Raw genomic sequence first — 20,539 nt, 5'->3', positions numbered from 1 at the left:
GCGGGCCGCCTGAAACGAGAACAACGAAATGAACCTCAGCAGTACCATCAAATCCATCCAAGACATCATGCGCAAAGACGATGGTGTCGATGGCGACGCCCAGCGCCTGGGTCAGCTCACTTGGATGCTGTTCCTGAAAGTCTTCGACCAGCGCGAAGAGGAGTGGGAAGACGACGACGCTTCGTACCAATCGCCTCTGGATGAAGGGCTGCGTTGGCGCAACTGGGCGGCGTTTGTGGCGGGCCTTGACGGCAAGAAAGCTCCTCAGAAGACCCCCTCAGAGATCATTGGCTTTGTCAACAATCAGCTCTTCCCGGCTTTGAAGGAGCTGGACGCATCGGACAGCCCGCTGCATCAGGTGATCCGTAGCGTCTTTGAGGACGCCAACAACTACATGAAGTCCGGCACCCAGCTGCTGGCCGTGATTGAGAAGCTGGAAGAGGCCATCAACTTCCACGACTTCACGATTCGCGCCAACCTGGGCGATGTCTACGAGCAATTGCTGAACGACCTGCGGGGCGCCGGCAATGCAGGCGAGTTCTACACCCCGCGTGCCATCACCCAGTTCATGGCGGACCGGCTGAACCCCAGCTTGGCCAAGCGCGAGACGGTGATGGACCCTGCCTGCGGCACGGGTGGCTTCTTGACGGCGGCCATCGAGCACCTGCGTCACCAGCTCACCGACAAGTCCAGCCCCGCAGACAAGGCGGCCATTGCGGAGCTGATTCACGGCATCGAGAAGAAGCAACTGCCGCACTTGCTGTGCACCACCAACATGCTGTTGCATGGCATCGACGTGCCCAGCCAGATCGTGCACCGTAACACCCTGGGCATCGGCTGGAACGACTGGAGCGCCAACGACAAGGTGGACTGCGTCATCACCAACCCGCCCTTTGGCGGCTACGAGGATGACGGCGTGGGCAGCGACTACCCCGCTGACCTGCGCACCCGCGAAACCGCCGACATGTTCATGGCGCTGATCGTCAAGAAGCTGTTGAAGGAGAACGGCCGCGCCGCTGTGGTGTTGCCCGACGGTTTTTTGTTTGGCGACGGCATCAAGGGCACGCTCAAACAGTTGCTGTTGCGCGACTGCAAGCTGCACACCATCGTGCGCCTGCCCAAGGGCGTGTTCGCCCCGTACACCACCATCAAGACCAACCTGCTGTTCTTCACCAAGGGTGCCCAGGTGGACGACGGCACCGAGCACTTCCACACCGACACCATCTGGTACTACGAGCACCCCTACCCGCCGGGCTACAAGAGCTACAGCAAGACCAAACCCATCCGCGTTGAGGAGTTCCAGCCCGAGATCGCGTGGTGGGGCAATGAGGCCAACGACTTTGCCGATCGGGTGGAAAACGAGTTCGCCTGGAAGGTGGATTTCAAGAGCAAGCGCGAGCAGGCGCAAAGCCAGGCGACACCGCATTGGGCGCGGGCCGAAGACATCAGAAATCAGGCAGCCGTCTGCCGTCGGCAAGCCAAATACTTGAGCGACTCCCTCGTCGGCCGCCGGAAGGACGAGAGCCTTGTGAACACACTCCAAGAGCAGGTGGAAGATTTGCAGTCAGACCTTCACGCGGCTCACGCAGGTCAGCGCGACTACACCCTCGTGCTAGTCGAGGCACTGCGCTCAGCGCTGAACAGCGGCAGTACGGAGGCGACCATCATCAGTCTCACTCGTACCGTCGAGCAGTTGCGCGCCCAAGCGGACTCGTTAGACCTGCAAGCCCGCGATGCCCAGGCCGCCGGGGATCGCCTCTACTGGCCGATCTTCAACCTGGATTTGAAGAACCCGAACGCGCCCGAGGAAGAAAGCCACGACCCCGATGTGCTGTTGGACAAGTACAAGGCCTTGCTGGGTCAGATCGAGGAGACCGAGAACCGCTTGAAGAGCGAGCTGGCGGCCGCGCTGGCGCACCACTTCAGCAGCGAGGATGCGCAGGCATGAGTGGCGCATCGCTGGAACCCACGCCCCAACTGTTGGGCGACATCCGCCAACTCATCGAGCGCAGCCGCACTGTCATGCTCCATGGCCAGCGTACCGGCTACTGCGAACGGATCGTCTCCGCGCTGCCGAGACAATTGGGCACCAATTTGTGCAGCGGCATTCACGTTGCCGAATATCTTACGGTTTTGCCATCCAAGGAAGTTTTGCAGGCCAAGTTGCAGGAGGCCATTGCCAATTCGCGGGCGCGGCTGGAAAACCGTGGGGAGGATAACTGATGGATGCGAAGCAGTTTTTGGCGGAGTTTGGGCATGTTGCTAAGGCGCCGGGAGGTATCGCCCACTTGCGGCAAATGATTTACCAGCTGGCCGTCACGGGTTCGCTGACCCCGCGTGGTGAATCTAGGGAAGATGCCGGCCTTTTGCTGGCGCATATCGGTGCACAACGACAGCGGCTGATCCGGGCCAAGCAATACAAGCGGATGGTTGAACTTGAAAGTGAGCCCGTCTGCCCGCCTCAAGGCATTTCGTTGCCGGCGGCTTGGCGATGGACACGCCTACTTGACATCGGTGAGATCAATCCGCGCAATGATGCGCCGGACGAGCAACTAGCAGCCTTTGTTCCCATGAGCGGGGTGCCTCAATTTCACCGCGCAGCCATCATTGCCGAGACCAAGCGCTGGGGCGACATCAAGAAGGGCTACACCCATTTCGCAAACGGCGACGTGGTGCTGGCCAAGATCACGCCCTGCTTTGAAAACGGCAAAGCCGCCGCCGTGGAGGGCCTGCCGGGAGATGCAGGTATTGGCGCGGGCACCACCGAACTCCAGGTGTTCCGCCCCATTCACCCTGGCGTTTTGTCCGCATACGTCTACCTATTTCTGCGCTCGCCGCTTTTCATGGTGGAGGGCGAGAAAAACATGACCGGTACTGCGGGTCAAAAGCGTGTGCCAACGGACTACTTCGCAACGCGGGCTTTTCCGTTGCCTCCATCCGAAGAGCAATCCCGCATCGTCGCCAAAGTCGATGAACTGATGGCCTTGTGCGATCAGTTGGAGAAGCAGCAGCAAGACCGCCGCAAGCTACAGAACGCCCTGAGGCAGTCCACCTTGCAAGCCTTGGCCACCGCACAAAGCTCGCATGAGTTGCGGATGGGGTGGGAAAGGCTGCAAGCGAACTTCGGGCAGCTATTCAGCGAGCCGCAGGACGTACGCGACTTCAGGGGGCTAGTCCTCGACCTTGCTGTGAATGGGCGCTTGTTGCCATCCACACGGACGCCAACCCCTGCGTCAACGCTGCTTGACCAGATCGCGGAAGCCCGGTCGAAGTGGGCAAAAACCGCTGAAGGGCAGGAAAAAAAGGAAGCCGTTGGGATGCTTAAAAAGCTGAGAACCCAGCAGGCCGCAGCACCAAGCGAAGTATTGCCCGAGCATTGGCGCTGGGCCTCGTTGCTTCAGGTTTCGCAAGCTGTTGTGGACTGCCATAACAAGACAGCACCGTACGTCAATGAAGGCATTCACCTTATTCGCACCACCGACATCCGCGACGGGCGAATGGAGCTAACGAAGACTCGAAAGATTTCTGAAGAGACCTATGCGTATTGGGCAAGACGCATGCAACCCCGGGCAGGCGACATCTTCTTTACGCGGGAAGCGCCAATGGGGGAGGCCGCAATCGTTCCCGATGGTGAACGGGTTTGTCTCGGGCAGCGCACGATGCTGATTCGCTTGTTCAACGAGTTGTTCAGCAATCGCTACTTGCTCTACGTGATTCAAAGCCCCAGCTTCCAGACGAGGATGTCAGAGGCAGCGATCGGCATGACCGTCAAGCACCTCCGGGTGGGGGGGGTTGAAGACCTCGTTGTCCCTGTGCCGCCCCGTGATGAGCAGGATCGAATCGTTCAAGTCATTGATCGCTTGTTTGCGCTGTGCGATCAGCATGCGCGTCACCTGACTACCGGGTTGCGCGTTGCTGCGAGCCTTGCAAGCTCAACCGTTGCCGCCCTCACCGGCATCAACATCGAACAAGCCGAAGACACCGCCATGAAAGCCCCCCAAACCGAACTTGTCTCGTTGCTGCGCTTGGCCACACCGCCCGATGTGAAAGCCCAGGCACCGCTGGCCACCATCCTGGCCCGCCACCAAGGTGAGATGGCCGCCCGCGACCTCTGGCAACGCTTCGGCGGCGAGATCGACGCCTTCTACGCCCAGCTCAAAACCGAGGTGACGCACGGCTGGATTGCCGAACCCGAGCCGGCGCAGGTGCGCGAGAAACCCACCGCCGAACCCGCCAAGGCCTGACCATGCAGTTGCGGCACCTGAGCATTCCGCAGTTCCGCAACCTGCGCGGCGTGGTGATCGACTTCGCGACCCAGTTGGAACCCGCTCCCCGAGCCGCCCCAGCAGCGGTTCCCAAAGCCATCCGCAGCCATGCGCTGATCGGCCAGAACGGTGTGGGCAAATCCAACCTGATCGAGGCGCTGATCACCATCTTCCGCGATGTCGATCTGGATCGCGACGCCGCACTGGACTACACGCTGGCGTACGACATACGCGGCCACACCGTCAAGCTGCAAGCCGTCACCGCCAAGCAGAAACGGCCCTATGTGTGGGTGGACGGCAAGGCCGAGTCACAGGGCTACCTGCTGAAAAACCGGGAGCTGCTGCCCTCGCACATCTTTGCCTATTACTCGGGCCGCAACGAGCGCATCGAAGCCTTATTCCAAGAGCACCAGCGCCGCTTCAATCTGCGTCAGGAAATCACCACTGACGAGGTGCTGCCCGAGCAATTGCTAAACCAGTTCTCGGCCAGCGATGCCGACATACGCGCATTGGATGAGGTGCGCCGCCGCCGCGAGGCCCGACTTAAGCAAGCGGGCGATGACCGCCTGCGCCGGCTGTTCTACTGCCGTGGCGGCCACAGCCAATTGGTGCTCTTGGCCTGCTTGCTGTCCGACGACCCGGTCTTCCAGAAGGTGCTCAAGAACCTGCACATCGAGTCGTTGGAATCCGCCCTGTTCGTGCTGAAAGAGCCGCACCGGCTGCGCGAAAAACGCCGGGGCGGCCGCTTCGACGAAAACGAGCTGAACGAGGGCGACCCACGCTTCTGGTACGCACGGGGCAATGTGGTGAGCGAGTTCCTCGACAAGCTCTGGCAAGTGGCCTGGGCGCCCATCGAGCAAGAAACCACGCAGCAGATCGACTTCCGGGGCCGCACGGAGAAGCAAAAACAGCTCTATTTGTATGTGCCCAGCCACGCCAAGCTGCGGGAACTGGGCGAGCTGGTGGGCGGCACCGACAGCTTCTTCCGCTATGCCGAGGGCGCCTACATCGGCGACTTGATCGAAGAAGTGCGCATCACCGTCAAGAAGCGTGACGAACACGGTGGTGCGGTGAGCTTCACGCAGTTGTCCGAAGGCGAGCTGCAAATGCTCACCGTGCTGGGCCTGATGCGCATCACCCGCGACAACCATTGCCTGTTCCTGCTCGACGAGCCGGACACGCACCTGAACCCGATCTGGAAGCTGCGTTACTTTGATGACATCGAGGGCGTGCTGGGTGATTCAGACGGCTATGCCGCACAGGGCTATGTCGAAGATGGCTATTTCGAAACAGCCGGACAGTCCCAGATTCTGATTACCACCCACGACCCCATGATGGTGGGCAGCCTGAAGCGCGAGCAGGTTCACATCCTGCGCCGACAGGGCCGCAGTACCGTCGTGGACGTGCCCGACGAGCACCCGCAAGGCATGGGCGTCACCGGTTTGCTCAAGAGCGAACTGTTCGGCCTGACTTCCACGCTGGATGCAGAAACCGAGCGCCGCCTGTTCCGACGCAACGAACTGTTCGTCAAGCAACCCCGTACCGCCGACGAAGAGGCTGAGCTGACCCGCCTATCGGCCGAGCTGGCGGACTTGGGCTTCTCGACGGCGGATTTCCGCGACCCGGACTACGCGCTGTTCGTGCGCAAGATGGCCCAGCACCGCAGGTTCAGGAGGCCGTCACTCTCACCGGAAGAGCAAGCGGAGCAAAACCGCATTGCCGACGAGATCATCGAAGAAATCTTGCGGGAGGAGGGCCGCGCATGATCTTCATCGACTTGGATAACAAATTGCCGACGGACGCGGACTTGCCTGCCGACGTTCGTTGGACGAAGGCTGATTGGAGCGCCTGGCTAGCTGAGTCCGAAAGGCTGGTTGGTGAACTTGCCAAACTCGATGCTGCGAGGAAGGTCAAGGAGCGCAACGAGTTCATCGACAAGAACAGCGCCCACTGGGGCAAGCTCAAGCCGTGGTTGCTGGCACTGTCGGGCGGCAAGTGCTGGTTTACTGAGGCAAAGGACATCGCCTCGCACCTGGATGTGGAGCACTTCCGCCCAAAGAAAGTGGCTCGAAATGCACACGGCCCAGAGCGTGACGGGTACTGGTGGCTTGCGTTTGATTACATGAACTTTCGGATCGCCGGGACGGTCCCGAACCGGAAGAAGGGCGCTTGGTTTCCTTTGCGCCGTGGCTCGCCCTGTTCTAGCTACGCGAGACCTTGCGAGGGCGACGAAGTCCCGCACTTTCTCGACCCGACCAACGCGCATGACGTGACGCTTTTGGCTTTCGACGAAGAAGGCAAAGCAGTGCCGGCACCTGGCGTATCGCGATGGGACGCTGTACGCGTGAGGCGAACCGTGGAGCGGCTGAAATTGACCGAGCATCAGGCCCTCGCCGAGGAGCGCAGGAAGGTCTGGCAGAAGACGGCCAAGCTGCTCGACAAGTATCAGAAAGCACTCGCGAAGACAACGACGTCGGCGGCGGCAAGGCAGGAAGTCAAGGCCGTGGCCTGCGAAATTACTTCCCTCACCAAGCCGGAATCCGAACTCTCGGCCGTTGCGAAATGGTGTATCCGATTCAGCAATCAACCAGCACTGCAACGCCTGATCGCCTAGACCTGACTGTCCCTCTATGCCCATCCACCACGCCATCTGGAAGGTCGGCGAACAGCCGGCGCCACTCGTCTCCAGCCACCTGGCCAGCGAGCAGCAACTCGAAGACATGATCGTGCGGGATCCGCGCATCTTGTCCAGCGAGTGGATGCTGATCGGGCGCCAAGAAGTCACGTCCTACGGTGGCCGTATCGACCTGCTGGCAATTGCGCCAGATGCCTCCTTGGTGCTCATCGAGCTGAAGCGCGACCGCACACCGCGTGAAATCGTCGCCCAGGCTCTGGACTACGCCTCGTGGGTTGAACAGTTGACGCCGGAGCGGGTGGCGCAGATCTACCAGCGGTTCTCGGGTGGCAAGAGCCTGGATGCGGCCTTCCAGGCGCGCTTTGGTGTGGAGTTGGACGAAGAAACCCTCAATCAGTCGCACCAGATCGTCATCGTGGCCGCTGAATTGGACCCGTCCACCGAGCGGATCATTGGCTACCTCAATGCCCGGGACATCGCGATCAACGTCCTCTTCTTCCAAGTCTTCGAGCACGGTGCCGACAAGCTGTTGAGCCGCGCTTGGCTCATTGATCCTGGCGAGACCCAGGCCAACATGGTGGCCACCGCCACCGTCAAAGGCGACAAGGAACCCTGGAACGGTGAGTTTTATGTGTCCTTCGGTGACGCCACCTCGCGCAGTTGGGAGGACGCCCGACGGTTTGGCTACATCAGCGGTGGTGGCGGCAGTTGGTACAGCCAGACCTTGAAGCTCCTTTCGCCGGGGGACCGGGTCTGGGTCAAGATTCCCAAGAAGGGCTACGTTGGCGTGGGCACGGTGCTGGAGTCGGTCCAGCCGGTGAAAGACTTCAAGGTGCTGACCGATCACGGCGAACAACCCGCCCTGACGGCGCTCAAGCATGCCGAGAAGTACCAACTGACGGCCGACGATCCGGATCGGGCCGAGTACTTTGTCCGGGTGAAATGGCTCGATGCCGTACCGGAGACCCAGGCCGTCAACGAAGTGGGCCTGTTCGGCAACCAAAACACGGTGTGCCAGCCGACAACGCCCAAGTGGCGCCACACCGTGGAGCGCCTGAAGCAGGCGTTTCCGAAGTGGGCTGACTCGGTGTCAAGCCACCTGTAGACCCCAATCCTGTACTGTGAGTCACCTTGCCGGAACGTCAACCCGTGTTTGATCAGGAGCTTCTGGACGTGTTGCGGCGACTGGATAGCCAGCTTCCGGACAACAAAGACGCTCCAGAGCGGGTGCCGTATCCCAAGCTGCCGATGCGCCGGCGATTGACGAAGTCCCAGAAATGGGAGTCCTTGTTGTGGTCAATTGACTCTGCGCAGGCACATGGCACCCACGCACTGCGGGGCCTTGCCATCGCGCTGTCCCAAATCATCAGCGCGCGAGCCCTGGAAGATTTGGTCATGGATGCCCGGCAGTTCCATAAGTCAGCCGGGAGTGCCAGTGCCTTGCTATGGGACGAGGCCCTGCCCGTCAATGCGGCAGGGGAGACGCGCAAATCGCTGACGACGAAGGCAGCCCGCTCTTTGTCTGTGGATCTCAACGATGCCATCGTCTTTCCTGCACCGTGGGAGCGGTGGCGGTTGTTCAAGTCGCTGCAGAACATTGGTGAAAAGCGCGCTTGGGGCACCTGGCGCCAAGATTCGAACCATGTCGGCATTGCCTGGAAACCGTGGCCCATCGTTTGGGTCTACAAAGGCAACCACAGCACGATGGCTGGACTCGTCCGCGGTGGTGGAAGGTTCAAGTGCCAAGCGGCATACGACTTCAGCCCGGTCTTGAAGGCCGTGCGGACCGATGGACTGAACTGGTTTCGAGAAGACACCGGCGCCGTGCTGGGACCGGTGCAGTCGATGCCCATGGCTGGGATCTTTGAGATTGGCAGGCGGTTACTGAAGTAGCGTGGGCTTGAGGACTCAAGCCTGCGCCGCCCGGCGCCCGTGCCGCACCGGCCCCACCTGCACCTCAATGGCCTGGCGCAGCGCGGGGCGCCAGCCCAGGGCGAACAGGGCTTCGGCCAGCACGAACAGCGGGCCGATGAGCAGACCGATCAGGTCGTCGACAAAGGCCGGTTTGCGGCCTTCCAAGATGTGGCCCACAAACTGGATGGCCCAGCCCAGCACCAAGCTGCCCAGGCCCCAGCTGAGCCAAGCAGCCGTGGGCCACTGCGCCAAGGTCTGGCCCACCAGCAGGCCGGCGGCCAGCAGCAGGGCCATGAGCAGGCCGAGGGTGCGGTCCAGCGCCAGGTAGTACCAGGCGCAGGGCAGGGCCACGGCCAGGGCCGGGCTGGCGTGGATGGCGCCCAGGTTGACGCCCGGGCGTGAGAGCAGGATGCAGACGGCCAGCACGATCATGGGAATGCCGACGAAGTGGGTGGCGATGTTGCGGCTGTCGCGGTGGTAGGCCGCGTACTGGGTGAGCTGCTGGGTCAGGGTCTTCATGGGGCCGGTCTCCTTGCGGCGGATGGGGTCTGGGGGCACCATGCTGGCCCGCCGTTGGCCCGCGCTGTGTCAGGTGGCCGACACGGGCGCTCGGGCCCCGGGTAGATCCGGGGTGGGGCCCCGCCGGGTGTCTTGTCTGCCTGTCTGTTTGCCGCCGTGTCCATGCCGCTGCCTGCCGCCCAGCCCATGCCTTTGTCCCTTGACAGCGCCTTGGCCGCGCTGCGCCAGGGGGCCTGGTGGGCGGCTGCGCCGCAGGAGTTGCAGGACTTTGTGCGGGCCGCTGGGCGGCTGCGCCGGGTGCCCGCCGGGCAGGCGCTGTTCGCCCGTGGCGCGTCGCCCGATGGCCTGTATGCCCTGGTCAGCGGGGCGGTGCGCATCACCGGCGTGGGGGCCCAGGGCCAGGAGACCATCCTGGCGCTGCTGGAGCCGCCGCAGTGGTTTGGTGAGATTGCGGTGTTTGACCGGGCACCGCGCACGCATGACGCCCAGGTGGCGCAGGACGCCACGCTGGTGTGGGTGCCGCAGGCGCTTTTGCTGGACTGGTTGGAGGATCATCCGGCGGCCTGGGCGGCGCTGGGCCGTTTGATGGCCGCGCACTTGCGGCTGATGTTCGCGGCGCTGGAAGAGCAGGTGCAGTTGCCACCGGCGCAGCGCCTGGCGCGGCGCCTGGTGCAGATGGCCCAGGGTTACGGTGGCCTGCAGGGCCGCAGTCAGCGGGTGCTGCAGGTCTCGCAGGATGAGCTGGGGCGCATGCTGGGCTTGTCGCGCCAGACGGTGAACCAGTGCCTGCAGGCCTTGCAAGCCCAGGGGCTGCTGCATGGCAGCCGGGGCGCGATAGAGGTGCTGGACTTGGCGCGCCTGCGCCAGGCCGGGGGCGAATGAGGGCGTGGCGCTGGCTGGTGTGGCGCGGCCATCGCCCATGAAAAAGGCCCCCTGTGGGGGGGCCTTGGCGGGATCGGGCGCAGGGCGCGGACGCTGCAGCCGCCGCCGGTGCCGGGATGGGGGCGGAGGCGCCCCGTCCGCGCTCAGTTCTTCTCGGGCGCGGTGATCAGGCCGATGCTGCTGTCCGGGCGGCCCAGCAGGCCGGCGGCGCTGTACACGCCCAGCTTCTCGCGGGTGTCGGCGATGTCCAGGTTGCGCATGGTCAGCTGGCCGATGCGGTCGGCCGGCGTGAAGGCGGCGTTCTCCACCTTCTCCATGCTCAGGCGTTCCGGTGCGTAGGTCAGGTTCGGGCTCTCGGTGTTCAGGATCGAGTAGTCGTTACCGCGGCGCAGCTCCAGGGTCACCTCGCCGGTGATGGCGCGGGCGATCCAGCGCTGGGCGGATTCGCGCAGCATCATGCACTGCGGGTCGAACCAGCGGCCCTGGTAGAGCAGGCGGCCCAGCTTGCGGCCGTTCATGCGGTACTGCTCGATGGTGTCCTCGTTGTGGATGCCGGTGACCAGGCGCTCGTAGGCAATGTGCAGCAGGGCCATGCCCGGGGCTTCGTAGATGCCGCGGCTCTTGGCTTCGATGATGCGGTTCTCGATCTGGTCGCACATGCCCAGACCGTGGCGGCCGCCAATGCGGTTGGCCTCCTCGAACAGCGCCAGGGCGCTGCCAAAGGTCTGGCCATTCAGGGCCACGGGCACGCCTTCCTCAAAGCGCACGCTCACCGTCTCGCGGGGGACGGCCACGTCGTCGCGCCAGAAGGCCACGCCCATGATGGGCTTGACGATGCTGATGCCGGCGTTGAGGAATTCCAGATCCTTGGCTTCGTGGGTGGCGCCCAGCAGGTTGGAGTCGGTCGAGTAGGCCTTCTCCACGCTCATCTTGTAGTCGAAGCCGTTGGCGATGAGGTACTCGCTCATCTCCTTGCGGCCGCCCAGCTCGTCGATGAAGGTCTGGTCCAGCCAGGGCTTGTAGATCTTGAGCGCGGGGTTGACCAGCAGGCCGTAGCGGTAGAAGCGCTCGATGTCGTTGCCCTTGTAGGTCGAGCCATCGCCCCAGATGTTGACGCCGTCTTCCTTCATGGCGGCCACCAGCATGGTGCCGGTCACGGCACGGCCCAGCGGGGTGGTGTTGAAGTAGGTGGCGCCGCCGGTGCTGATGTGGAAGGCACCGGACTGGATGGCGGCGATGCCTTCGGCCACCAGCTGCGCGCGGCAGTCGATCAGGCGGGCGATGTCCGCGCCGTAGGCCTTGGCCTTGCGGGGGATCTCCTCGTAGTCGGACTCGTCGGGCTGGCCGAGGTTGGCGGTGTAGGCGCAGGGGATGGCGCCCTTGGCGCGCATCCAGTGCACGGCGGCGCTGGTGTCCAGACCGCCGGAGAAGGCGATGCCGACACGGACGCCGGCGGGAAGCTTTTGCAGGATGGTGGCGGACACGGCGGAGCTGCTCCGATGCGTTGTGGCAAGGGCCGGGTAAAACCCCGGATTCTAGGACGCCGCCTGCGCCGCTCCCAGGGCCCCCGGCAGGTGCACGACGGGCGTGCGCGCCGGGGCGACGGCCCCCCAGGGCGTCGGTCGGCGGCGGGTGGGCGTTGCCGTAAGATGACGGCGACCCGGGCGTCGGGTGAGGGCAGCAGGCCCCGCACAGCGCTGTACTGCCGTCATCGGGGCCCACCGACACCCATTTCCACGATCTCCGCCACGCCGCCACCGGCCGCAGCCGCCATGTCCAGAACCGTCATCTTCCACTACCACCTGTTCAAGAACGCCGGCACTTCCGTGGACCAGGTGCTCAAGGAGAACTTCGGCGAGCGCTGGGTCACCCGCGAGTTCACGAACAAGCCGGCCAAGCTGCACGCCCAGGAAGTGGCGCAGTGGGTTCAGGACAACCCCGAGGCGCTGGCCTTCTCGTCGCACACCGCCGAGCTGCCGCTGCCCGAGGTCGAGGGGGTGGAGTTCATCCCCGTCATCTACGTGCGCCAGCCCCTGGACCGCATCGCGTCGGCTTACGCTTTCGAGACCAAGCAGGGCGGCGCCGGCTTTGGCGCCGTGCTGGCGCGCAACACCAGCTTGGCCGGTTACGTCGAGGTGCGGCTGTCCATGCCCCGTGACCGCCAGTGCCGCAACTTCCAGTCCAGCCGTTTCGCCCGCATGTTTGCCGCTGAGGGTGGCACCGAGCGCGAGCAGGCCCTCAAGGCGGCCCAGGCCCTGCCCTTCATCGGGGTGGTTGAGGATTTCGCCGGGTCGATGAACCGCCTGGAGGCGTTGCTCAAGCCGCACTTCCCCGACTTCAAGGTCCGCCATGTGGCGGCCAACGTCTCGCGCGACCTGTCGCTGGGCATGGACGAGCGCTTGGCCCAGTTGCGCCAGAAGCTGGGCGATGCGGTGTTTGAACAGGTGCGCGCCGCCAACGAGGACGACGAGGCCCTGTACCAGGCCGTCTGCGCCCGATTCCTGACCCCGGCCGAGGCGCCTGCCCAGGCCTGAGTGGCCAGCAAGCCTGTGGGCCTGGCCCGGCGGCGGCTTCAGTCGTCCTGCCGGCGCCGGCTCATCTTGGCGCGGAACAGGTCTGGCAGCGCCAGCTCGCGCGGGCCGGGCACCACACGGACCTCGTCGCCCGCGCGCACGGCGCCGGGATGGCGCACCCCCAGGTACCAGCCGCAGTAGCCGGACTGGACCATCATCTTGGACGCTTGGGCAAAGCCCATGGCGGCGTTGAACTTGAAGCACGGCTGGCGCGGCTCGGTCACCACCAGCACCGCGCCGCTGGGCAGGTGCAGTTCGTCACCGATCCACACGTGGCGTTCGGTCAGCCCGGACAGGGTCAGGTTCTCGCCCATGAGACCGGGCGGCACCTCGGCGTCCCAGCCCGCGACACGGGCCTGGGCCCGCACCGTGCGCCAGAAGGCCAAGTGCTCGCTGGGGTAGGCATAGACCGCCTTGGCCAGCCCGCCGTGCACGCTCGGGTCGGCTTGTTCGTCGCCCTGCAGGCCTAGGGGGCCGATCTCCACCGCTTGCGGCTGCGGTTGCTTGTGGATGGCCGTGGCCACGCGACGGCCCTGGATGTCCACCAGCCGGACGCTGGCGGTGTTGACGCTGAGGATGCGGGTGGGGGTGGCGCTCACGGGGGATCCCAAAGGGGGCGCGGCGGTGGCCGCCGCGCAGGGCTGCCGCGTGCAGGCCTGCGCCGCGGCGGGACGCCGATTGTGGGCCCGGTCGGGTGGGGCGGTGCTGGTGGGGCAATGGGCCGCGCCTCAGCGCGGGGGCCGGCGCAGCCAGTGGACCGGGCGGGTGGGCGCCGCCGCGGGGCCGGATGGGCGGGGACAGTCCTGCACGGGCCGCGCCGCGGCGCCACAGCTGCCGCAGCCGGCTCCGCAACCACCAGCCTGTCCGGCGGCGGCGCGCTGCAGCGGCCCCAGCCGTCCCGCCCCGGGCAGGCGCAGCAGGCGGCGGGCCAAGGCGCAGCGCGCGGCCGGGGGCAGCATCCACCACAGCAGCTGCAGCAGGGCGAAGGCGACGAGGAGGGCGGTGGCCAAGGTCTGCATGTCTGGTGTGTGGGCATTCAGCCCAGCCAGGCGCTGGCCGCCCGGTAAGTGAGGAAGGCGGCCAGCCAGGCCAGGCCGAATTGGTAGGCCAGCATGGCCGCGGGGTAGCGCCAGTGGTGGGTCTCGCGCCGCACGGTGGCCAGGGTGGAGATGCACTGCGGTGCAAAGATGAACCAGGCCAGCAGCGACCAGGCGGTGGCCGCGGACCAGCCCTGGGCCAGCACCGGCGCCAGGGAGTCGGTCAGCGCGTCGTCACTGCCGGACAGGGCGTACACCGTGCCCAACGCCCCCACCACCACCTCGCGGGCGGCTATGCCCGGCACCAGGGCGATGCTGATCTGCCAGTTGAACCCCAGGGGGGCGAGTATGGGCTGCAGCTGCTGGCCGAGCATGCCGGCAAAGCTATGCAGAATGGCCGGGCCACTGGCGCCAGGGGCCGGTTGTGGATAACTGGCCAGGAACCAGAGGGTCACGCTCAGCGCGAAGATGATGGTGCCCACGCGGACCACGAAGAGCCGCGCCCGCTCCCACAGCCCCAGCACCAGGTTGCGCAGGCTGGGCAGGCGGTAGGGGGGCAGCTCCAGCATCAGGGGCTGGTAGCGGCTCTTGAGCCAGATCCGCTTGAACAGCCAGGCCACGGCGCAGGCCGCCAGCACGCCCGTCAGGTACAGGGCAAAAAGCACCAGGCCGCGCAGGTTGAACGGGCCCACCGCCTGATCGGGCACGAAGGTGCCGATGAGCAGGGTGTAGACCGGCAAGCGGGCCGAGCAGGTCATCAGCGGCGCGACCATGATCGTGGCCAGCCGGTCTCGCCAGTGCTGGATGCTGCGCGTGGCCATGATGCCCGGCACCGCACAGGCGAAGCTGGAGAGCAGCGGGATGAAGGCCCGCCCGGACAGGCCCACCTTGCCCATCAGCGTGTCCAGCAGAAAGGCCGCGCGCGGCAGGTAGCCCGAGTCCTCCAGCACCAGGATGAAGAAGAACAGGATCAGGATCTGGGGCAGGAAGACCAGCACCCCGCCAGCCCCGGCGATGACCCCGTCGGCCAGCAGGCTTCGCAGCGGTCCTTCGTCCATGTGGCTGCGGGTCAGCTCGGCCAGCGTCCCCATGCCGGCCTCGATGGCCTCCATGGGCACGGTGGCCCAGGCAAAGACGGCCTGGAACACCACGAACAGCAGGGCCGCCAGCAGCAGCGGTCCGGCCACCGGGTGCATCACCCAGGCATCCAGACGGGGATGGAAGCGGCGCACGGCTGCGGCGCCAGGCGCCACCTCGGCCAGGATGGCGCGCACCTGGGCCTGCAAGGTCTGGGCATCCTCCAGCGAGGGCGTGCAGGCCGGCACCTGTGCCTGCGCGGGCAGCGTGTCCACCAGGGTCTGCAGGGCCTGCAGCAGGCCCTGGTGGCCATCGCCGCGCACGGCCACCGTCTCCACCACGGGGCAGCCCAGGGCGGCCGACAGGGCGGGCAGGTCGATGTGCAGCCCCTGCTGGCGGGCCACATCGGCCATGTTCAGGGCCACCACCATGGGGCGGCCCAGGCGGCGCAGCTCCAGCACCAGCCGCAGGTTCATGCGCAGGTGGGTGGCGTCCACCACGGCCACCAGGGCCTCGGGCACGTCCTCGCCCATGCGACGGCCCTCCAGCACCTCCAAGGTCACCTGCTCGTCGGTGGTGGTGGGCTGCAGGCTGTAGGTGCCGGGCAGATCGATCACCGTCACCGCCCGGCTGTCGGCCAGACGCAGCAGGCCTCGCTTGCGCTCGACGGTGACGCCTGCGTAGTTGGCCACCTTCTGCCGGGCCCCCGTCAGCAGGTTGAACAGGGCGGTCTTGCCGCAGTTGGGGTTGCCCACCAGTGCCAGGCTGACGGGGCGGGCGGGGGCGGCGCTGGCGTGCATGACGTGCGGCCTCAGGCGGTGGGGTGGGCGGCCGGGGCGCGCACCTGCACGCAGCGGGCTTCGGCCAGGCGCAGCGCGAACAGGCTGTCGCCAACCCGCACGGCCAGCGGTTCGCGGCCGCCCGGGCCGCGCTGCACCAGCTGCACCGGCTCACCGGGGAGGAAGCCGAGCTCGGCCAGGCGCCGCAGGCTGGTGGTGTCCAGGTCGGCGTCGGTGGCCGCCAGGCCATGGACCTCAGCCCGTTCGCCGGGGTGCAGGTCGGACAGCAGGAGGGGCATGGCGTGGTTCACGGGACACCGGGTGGCGGAGGTTGCAGATGCTAGTGGTTCTCATTGGCATCCGCGGAGGGCTTGCGGCCTTCTTTGATCCAGGTCAGCTTTCCGCCCCCCCCCAGTTCCCCAGGGGAGGGCGGCTTGCCGGCATTCATCCATACGGGATTTGCATAGTTTGGCCGGCACAGCGGATTACGGGATCGTTACACTCGACCGTGCTCTTCCATAGGTCTGACCTGTTGCGCAAGTGACAGCAATAGGTGCGAAATAGTGCGCAACATTCGCTAGTTGCTGTCAGTTTCGCGTTAGGCCTTGGAGCGCCCCGCGACATTGGGCGAGCCAAGCAGGGAACCGCGTTGTTGCGCCGGCCACCAAGACAAGGTTCGCCCAATGTCGTTTCTTGTCTTCTGTATCGGAGTGCCGTGATGAACCGTCCTGTTGCTGAAGGTGTGGCCGTGAATGCCCCCGCCTACGTCAAGAATGCCAAGCTGATCGCCTGGGTGGCCGAGATGGCCGCCCTGACCCAGCCCAAGGACATCTATTGGTGCGATGGCAGCCAGGAGGAGTACGACCGCCTGTGCCAGCAGCTGGTGGACGCCGGCACCTTCAAGAAGCTCAACGAAGCCAAGCGCCCGGGCAGCTTCCTGGCCTGCACCGACCCGTCGGACGTCGCCCGCGTCGAAGACCGCACCTTCATCTGCGCCGACTCCAAAGAACTGGCCGGCCCGACCAACAACTGGATGGCCCCGGCCGAGATGCGCACCCTGCTGCAGACCGGTGAGAACGCGCTCTTCAAGGGCTGCATGGCCGGCCGCACCATGTACGTGGTGCCGTTCAGCATGGGCCCGCTGGGTTCGCCCATCGCCCACGTTGGCATCGAGCTGAGCGACAGCGCCTACGTGGCCGTCAACATGAAGTTGATGACCCGCATGGGCAAGGCCGTGTTTGACGTGATCGGCGAAAACGGTGACTTCGTGCCGTGCGTGCACACCGTGGGCGCGCCGCTGGCGGAAGGCCAGAAGGACGAAACCGTGTGGCCTTGCAACCCCAAGACCAAATACATCGTCCACTACCCGAACACCCGTGAGATCTGGTCCTACGGCTCGGGCTACGGCGGCAACGCGCTGCTGGGCAAGAAGTGCTTCGCCCTGCGCATCGCCTCCAACATGGGCCGCGAGCAGGGCTGGCTGGCCGAGCACATGCTGATCCTGGGCGTGACCTCGCCCGAAGGCAAGAAGTACCACGTCGCGGCGGCCTTCCCCAGCGCCTGCGGCAAGACCAACTTCGCCATGCTGATCCCGCCCGCCTCGCTGGGCGGCTGGACGGTGACCACCATCGGTGACGACATCGCCTGGATCAAGCCCAGCGCCGACGGCAAGCTGCGCGCCATCAACCCGGAGGCCGGCTACTTCGGCGTGGCCCCGGGCACCAACTACCTGACCAACCCGAACTGCATGAAGTCCGTGCAGCGCGACACCATCTTCACCAACGTCGCCCTGACCGACGACGGTGATGTGTGGTGGGAAGGCATGGACGGCGAGGCCCCGGCCCACGCCATCGACTGGCAGGGCAACGAGTGGACGCCGGCCATCGCCAAGGAAAAGGGGACCAAGGCTGCGCACCCGAACTCGCGCTTCACCGTGGCCGCCACCAACAACCCGGCCCTCGATCCGGCTTGGGATGACGCCGCCGGTGTGGTGATCGACGCCTTCATCTTCGGTGGCCGCCGCTCCACCACCGTGCCGCTGGTGACCGAGGCCCGCGACTGGACCGAAGGCGTGTACATGGCCGCCACCATGGGCTCCGAAACCACCGCTGCCGCCTTTGGCGCGCAAGGTGTGGTGCGTCGCGACCCGTTCGCCATGCTGCCCTTCGCCGGCTACAACATGAGCGACTACTTCCAGCACTGGCTGGACATGGGCGCCAAGCTGCAAGCCTCGGGCGCCACCCTGCCCAAGATCTTCTGCGTGAACTGGTTCCGCAAGGGCGCCGACGGCAAGTTCGTGTGGCCGGGCTACGGTGAGAACGCCCGCGTGCTGAAGTGGATGATCGAGCGCGTGGAGGGCAAGGCCGCGGCCGGCACCGAGCACCTTTTCGGCACCAGCCCCCGTTACGATGACCTGACCTGGGACGGTCTGGACTTCAGCCGCGAGCAGTTCGCCTCGGTCACCAGCATCGACCACGCCGCCTGGACCGAAGAGCTCAAGCTGCACACGGAGCTGTTCACCACGCTGGAGTACCACCTGCCCGAGGCCCTGAAGGCCACCAAGGCCAAGCTGGAAAAGGCCCTGACCGCCTGAGCCTGAGCGCCGCTCCCCCATGCAAGCCGCCTTCGGGCGGCTTTTTCATGGGCACGCGGGTCCGGCCGGCGGTGGCCCGTCCGCCGGCAGCGGGGTGCCCTGGTGGTAGAACAGCCGCCAGCCCGAGGCGTCCTGCCGCCAGACCGACAGGCGGCGCGCCGCATGGCTGAGCTCCCCCTGGGCCGACACCCGGGCCGAGCAGAAGGTCAGCAAGGCGGCGTGCGGCGCCAGGCGGTGGGCGGCGTGGCCCCAGGCGCGCACCTGCGGGTCGCCTCCCTGGCGGGCCAGAAAGTCCAGCACCGTGGCCCGGTCGTAGGGCAGGCCGGAGCGGCCCACCTCATGGAAGTCCGGATGCAGCAGGGCTTCCAGCCGCTCGCGGCTGCAGGCGGCGCCGGGGTGGTGCAGCTCGGCCTCCAGACCGGCCAGCAGCGGGGTGAGCTCGGCGTCGGGCGTCGGGGCCCAGCCGGCGGGCAGGCCGCTGCGCATCATGCCGCTGCCGCCGGGGCCAGCAGAGGCTCCAGCGCGTGCTCGGTGATGCCGTAGAAGGCCTTGATCTCGGCCACCTGCTGCAGGACCCGGGCCCGGTGGGCGGCCTCGTCATGGCGCGGGCGCGCCCGCCGCACGGCCAGGATCATCTTGTTCTTGCTGGTGTGCTCCAGCGCCACGAACTCAAAGACCTGCGTGTCATAGCCCTGGGCTTCCAGCAGCAACGCGCGCAGGCTGTCGGTCAGCATCTCGGCCTGCTGCCCCAGGTGGATGCCGTGCTGCAGCATGGGCTTGAGCAGCGGAGGCAACTGCATCTGCGGCCGGATCTGCTTGTGGCAGCAGGGCGCGCTCAGGATGATGGCGGCGCGGGCCCGCACCGCGGTGGCCAGGGCGAAGTCCGTGGCGGTGTCGCAGGCGTGCAGGGCGATCATCACGTCCAGCCGTTCGGGCACGTGGCTGCGCACATCGCCGCAGACGAAGTGCAGGCCGTCGAGCTGCCGGCGCCGGGCGGCGGCGTCGCACTGGGTCACCAGGTCCTCGCGCAGCTCCACGCCGCTGACCTGGGCGCGCCAGCCGCGGGCCTGGGTCAGATGCTGGTAGGTGGCGAAGGTGAGATAGCCCTTGCCGGCGCCGAAGTCGACCACGTTGACCGTGCCGGCCTGGCCGTCCGGTCCGGGGGGTGGGCTCAGCCGGGCTTCGTCCAGCGCGTGGCTGAGCACCTCGACAAACTTGTTGATCTGCTTCCATTTGCGCGCCATGGCCGGCACCAGGCGGTGGCGCTCGTCGGTGACGCCCAGGTCTTGCAGAAAGGGCTCCTCCAGGCTCAACAGTCGGTGCTTGGTCCGGTCATGGGCGTTGCCGTGGCCCTCAGCGGGCGCGGCGGACGGCTCGGCACCCTGGCCCGGGGTGCCCGAAGAGACCAGGCCCACCTTGCCCCGCTTGCTGATCAGCAGCTGCCAGTCGCCCTCGGTGGTGAACAGGTGGGCGTGGCTGAAGCTGCCGCCAGCCCCCGGGTCCAGCAGCAAGGCCAGCGCCTCCAGGCCCTCGGCCACCGGGGGGTTCTTGGTAATGTCCTTGGTGCGGTGGTGGTGCACCAGGCTCAGGCAGGCCTGGCCGCGCACGGTCACCGGCCGGGCGGTGAGTTTGTGCATGTCGCCAGCCGTGGCCCGCGGCTTGGCCAGGATCAGGCGGATGCAGCGGTGTGCGGTGACGCTCTGGGCCACCAGGGACAGGAAGCGCTGGAACTGGCGCTCGTCGCGCGCGAGCTGGCCCAGGGCGCCGGTGTCGTCGGGCTGGCCGGGGAGGGGTGGGGAAGACATGGGCCGATTGTCCGCTGGGGCCTGCCCGGTGCCCGGTGACACCTGCTGACCGTTGCGCGCGGCCACAAGGCATGACGTTGTCCCACGCATGCATCACAATCGGGCAGATGGGCGGGCGCACCCAGGAGGGTGTGCTGCGCCCGCAAGGACCACCCGCACATGCAGCGGGTTGCGCGTGGAGGGTGTCTAGCGTGAATGGATTGGGCGATGTGCCGGCCTGGGTCTGGCAGGTGCTGGGCGCGGCCTGCGGGCTCGGGCTGGGCCTGTGGCTGGGCGCCATCCGCCGCCGCCGGCTGCGACTGGCCCGCGCCGTGGTGGCCGAGGTGCTGCCGCGCTCGTCCGCGGCGCGCATCGGTCCGTCCACGGTGATGCCGGCGGCCGCGCCTGCCTCACCGGCCGCAGGGGAGGCGGCGGGTTCACGGCCGATGCCGCTGGGGCCAGTGGCCACCCGCCCGGCGGC

The 20,539-nt window shown here is 66.2% G+C and carries 18 protein-coding genes and 1 pseudogene; 11 read left to right on the top strand and 8 right to left on the bottom strand.

Features of this window, described 5'->3' with window-relative positions:
* Nucleotides 1-28: 28 nt before the first annotated feature.
* The 7 genes from G3A44_RS19475 to G3A44_RS19445 are packed head-to-tail and all read left to right on the top strand — an operon-like array spanning nt 29 to nt 8,793.
* Nucleotides 29-1,948 carry a type I restriction-modification system subunit M gene (locus G3A44_RS19475; protein ID WP_163459421.1) on the top strand — a complete coding sequence of 640 codons (1,920 nt, stop codon included), beginning with the start codon at nt 29-31 and terminating at the stop codon, nt 1,946-1,948.
* Nucleotides 1,945-2,223 carry a hypothetical protein gene (locus G3A44_RS24180; RefSeq protein WP_203561490.1) on the top strand — a complete coding sequence of 93 codons (279 nt, stop codon included), beginning with the start codon at nt 1,945-1,947 and terminating at the stop codon, nt 2,221-2,223. Before G3A44_RS19475 ends, G3A44_RS24180 begins: the two co-directional genes overlap by 4 nt.
* Nucleotides 2,223-4,244, top strand: a complete 2,022-nt coding sequence (locus G3A44_RS19465; protein WP_163459420.1) for a restriction endonuclease subunit S — start codon at nt 2,223-2,225, stop codon at nt 4,242-4,244. The genes G3A44_RS24180 and G3A44_RS19465 overlap by 1 nt, the downstream gene beginning before the upstream one ends.
* A 2-nt stretch (nt 4,245-4,246) precedes the next feature.
* Nucleotides 4,247-6,031 carry an AAA family ATPase gene (locus G3A44_RS19460; RefSeq protein WP_163459419.1) on the top strand — a complete coding sequence of 595 codons (1,785 nt, stop codon included), beginning with the start codon at nt 4,247-4,249 and terminating at the stop codon, nt 6,029-6,031.
* The gene (locus G3A44_RS19455) at nt 6,028-6,879 is read left to right on the top strand and encodes a hypothetical protein (protein WP_163459418.1); all 852 of its coding nucleotides are present in this window, start codon (nt 6,028-6,030) and stop codon (nt 6,877-6,879) included. The genes G3A44_RS19460 and G3A44_RS19455 overlap by 4 nt, the downstream gene beginning before the upstream one ends.
* A 16-nt stretch (nt 6,880-6,895) precedes the next feature.
* Nucleotides 6,896-8,005 carry an endonuclease NucS domain-containing protein gene (locus G3A44_RS19450; RefSeq protein WP_163459417.1) on the top strand — a complete coding sequence of 370 codons (1,110 nt, stop codon included), beginning with the start codon at nt 6,896-6,898 and terminating at the stop codon, nt 8,003-8,005.
* Nucleotides 8,006-8,049: 44 nt separating this feature from the next.
* On the top strand, nt 8,050-8,793 hold the full coding sequence (locus G3A44_RS19445; protein WP_163459416.1) for a DUF6710 family protein: 744 nt from the start codon (nt 8,050-8,052) through the stop codon (nt 8,791-8,793).
* Between the two features lie 15 nt (nt 8,794-8,808).
* Here the strand turns inward: G3A44_RS19445 and G3A44_RS19440 are convergent, their stop codons facing one another.
* Nucleotides 8,809-9,333: an Mpo1 family 2-hydroxy fatty acid dioxygenase gene (locus G3A44_RS19440; RefSeq protein ID WP_163459415.1), complete on the bottom strand. Its 525-nt coding sequence runs from the start codon at nt 9,331-9,333 to the stop codon at nt 8,809-8,811.
* A 186-nt stretch (nt 9,334-9,519) separates the two neighbouring features.
* Between G3A44_RS19440 and G3A44_RS19435 the strand changes: the two genes are divergently transcribed.
* On the top strand, nt 9,520-10,215 hold the full coding sequence (locus tag G3A44_RS19435; protein WP_163459414.1) for a Crp/Fnr family transcriptional regulator: 696 nt from the start codon (nt 9,520-9,522) through the stop codon (nt 10,213-10,215).
* A gap of 143 nt (nt 10,216-10,358) precedes the next feature.
* On the opposite strand, the gene argG is transcribed toward G3A44_RS19435, so the two are convergent.
* A complete protein-coding gene (argG, locus tag G3A44_RS19430; protein ID WP_163459413.1) occupies nt 10,359-11,699 on the bottom strand; it encodes an argininosuccinate synthase in 1,341 nt (446 codons plus the stop codon).
* Between the two features lie 288 nt (nt 11,700-11,987).
* Between argG and G3A44_RS19425 the strand changes: the two genes are divergently transcribed.
* Nucleotides 11,988-12,749 carry a sulfotransferase family 2 domain-containing protein gene (locus G3A44_RS19425; protein WP_163459412.1) on the top strand — a complete coding sequence of 254 codons (762 nt, stop codon included), beginning with the start codon at nt 11,988-11,990 and terminating at the stop codon, nt 12,747-12,749.
* Nucleotides 12,750-12,787: 38 nt separating this feature from the next.
* On the opposite strand, the gene G3A44_RS19420 is transcribed toward G3A44_RS19425, so the two are convergent.
* From G3A44_RS19420 to G3A44_RS19405, 4 genes are all read right to left on the bottom strand, one after another.
* Nucleotides 12,788-13,387, bottom strand: a complete 600-nt coding sequence (locus G3A44_RS19420) for an MOSC domain-containing protein (protein ID WP_163459411.1) — start codon at nt 13,385-13,387, stop codon at nt 12,788-12,790.
* A 129-nt stretch (nt 13,388-13,516) separates the two neighbouring features.
* Complete coding sequence (locus tag G3A44_RS19415; protein ID WP_203561488.1) at nt 13,517-13,807, bottom strand: hypothetical protein; 291 nt, start codon at nt 13,805-13,807, stop codon at nt 13,517-13,519.
* Nucleotides 13,808-13,824: 17 nt separating this feature from the next.
* Entirely contained in the window at nt 13,825-15,702 is a 1,878-nt protein-coding gene (gene feoB / locus G3A44_RS19410) for a ferrous iron transport protein B (RefSeq protein WP_163459410.1), read from the bottom strand.
* An 11-nt stretch (nt 15,703-15,713) separates the two neighbouring features.
* Nucleotides 15,714-15,980 (bottom strand): FeoA family protein, encoded by a 267-nt coding sequence (locus G3A44_RS19405; RefSeq protein WP_163459409.1) that lies wholly within the window; start codon nt 15,978-15,980, stop codon nt 15,714-15,716.
* 419 nt (nt 15,981-16,399) lie between these two features.
* On the opposite strand from G3A44_RS19405, the gene G3A44_RS19400 reads away from it, so the two are divergent.
* Nucleotides 16,400-18,274 carry a phosphoenolpyruvate carboxykinase (GTP) gene (locus G3A44_RS19400; protein WP_163459408.1) on the top strand — a complete coding sequence of 625 codons (1,875 nt, stop codon included), beginning with the start codon at nt 16,400-16,402 and terminating at the stop codon, nt 18,272-18,274.
* Nucleotides 18,275-18,319: 45 nt separating this feature from the next.
* Here the strand turns inward: G3A44_RS19400 and G3A44_RS19395 are convergent, their stop codons facing one another.
* Nucleotides 18,320-18,763, bottom strand: a complete 444-nt coding sequence (locus tag G3A44_RS19395) for a nuclear transport factor 2 family protein (RefSeq protein ID WP_163459407.1) — start codon at nt 18,761-18,763, stop codon at nt 18,320-18,322.
* Nucleotides 18,760-20,079, bottom strand: coding sequence for a class I SAM-dependent methyltransferase (locus G3A44_RS19390; protein WP_163459406.1), 1,320 nt, complete (start codon nt 20,077-20,079; stop codon nt 18,760-18,762). The genes G3A44_RS19395 and G3A44_RS19390 overlap by 4 nt, the downstream gene beginning before the upstream one ends.
* 191 nt (nt 20,080-20,270) lie before the next feature.
* Between G3A44_RS19390 and G3A44_RS19385 the strand changes: the two are divergent.
* Nucleotides 20,271-20,539: pseudogene (locus G3A44_RS19385) on the top strand (hypothetical protein); the annotation flags it as partial.

Source organism: Ideonella livida (assembly GCF_010499455.1).
Taxonomy (GTDB): domain Bacteria; phylum Pseudomonadota; class Gammaproteobacteria; order Burkholderiales; family Burkholderiaceae_C; genus Ideonella; species Ideonella livida.
The sequence above is the reverse complement of the archived record's forward strand: the minus strand, read 5'-3'. Positions and strand labels throughout refer to the sequence as shown.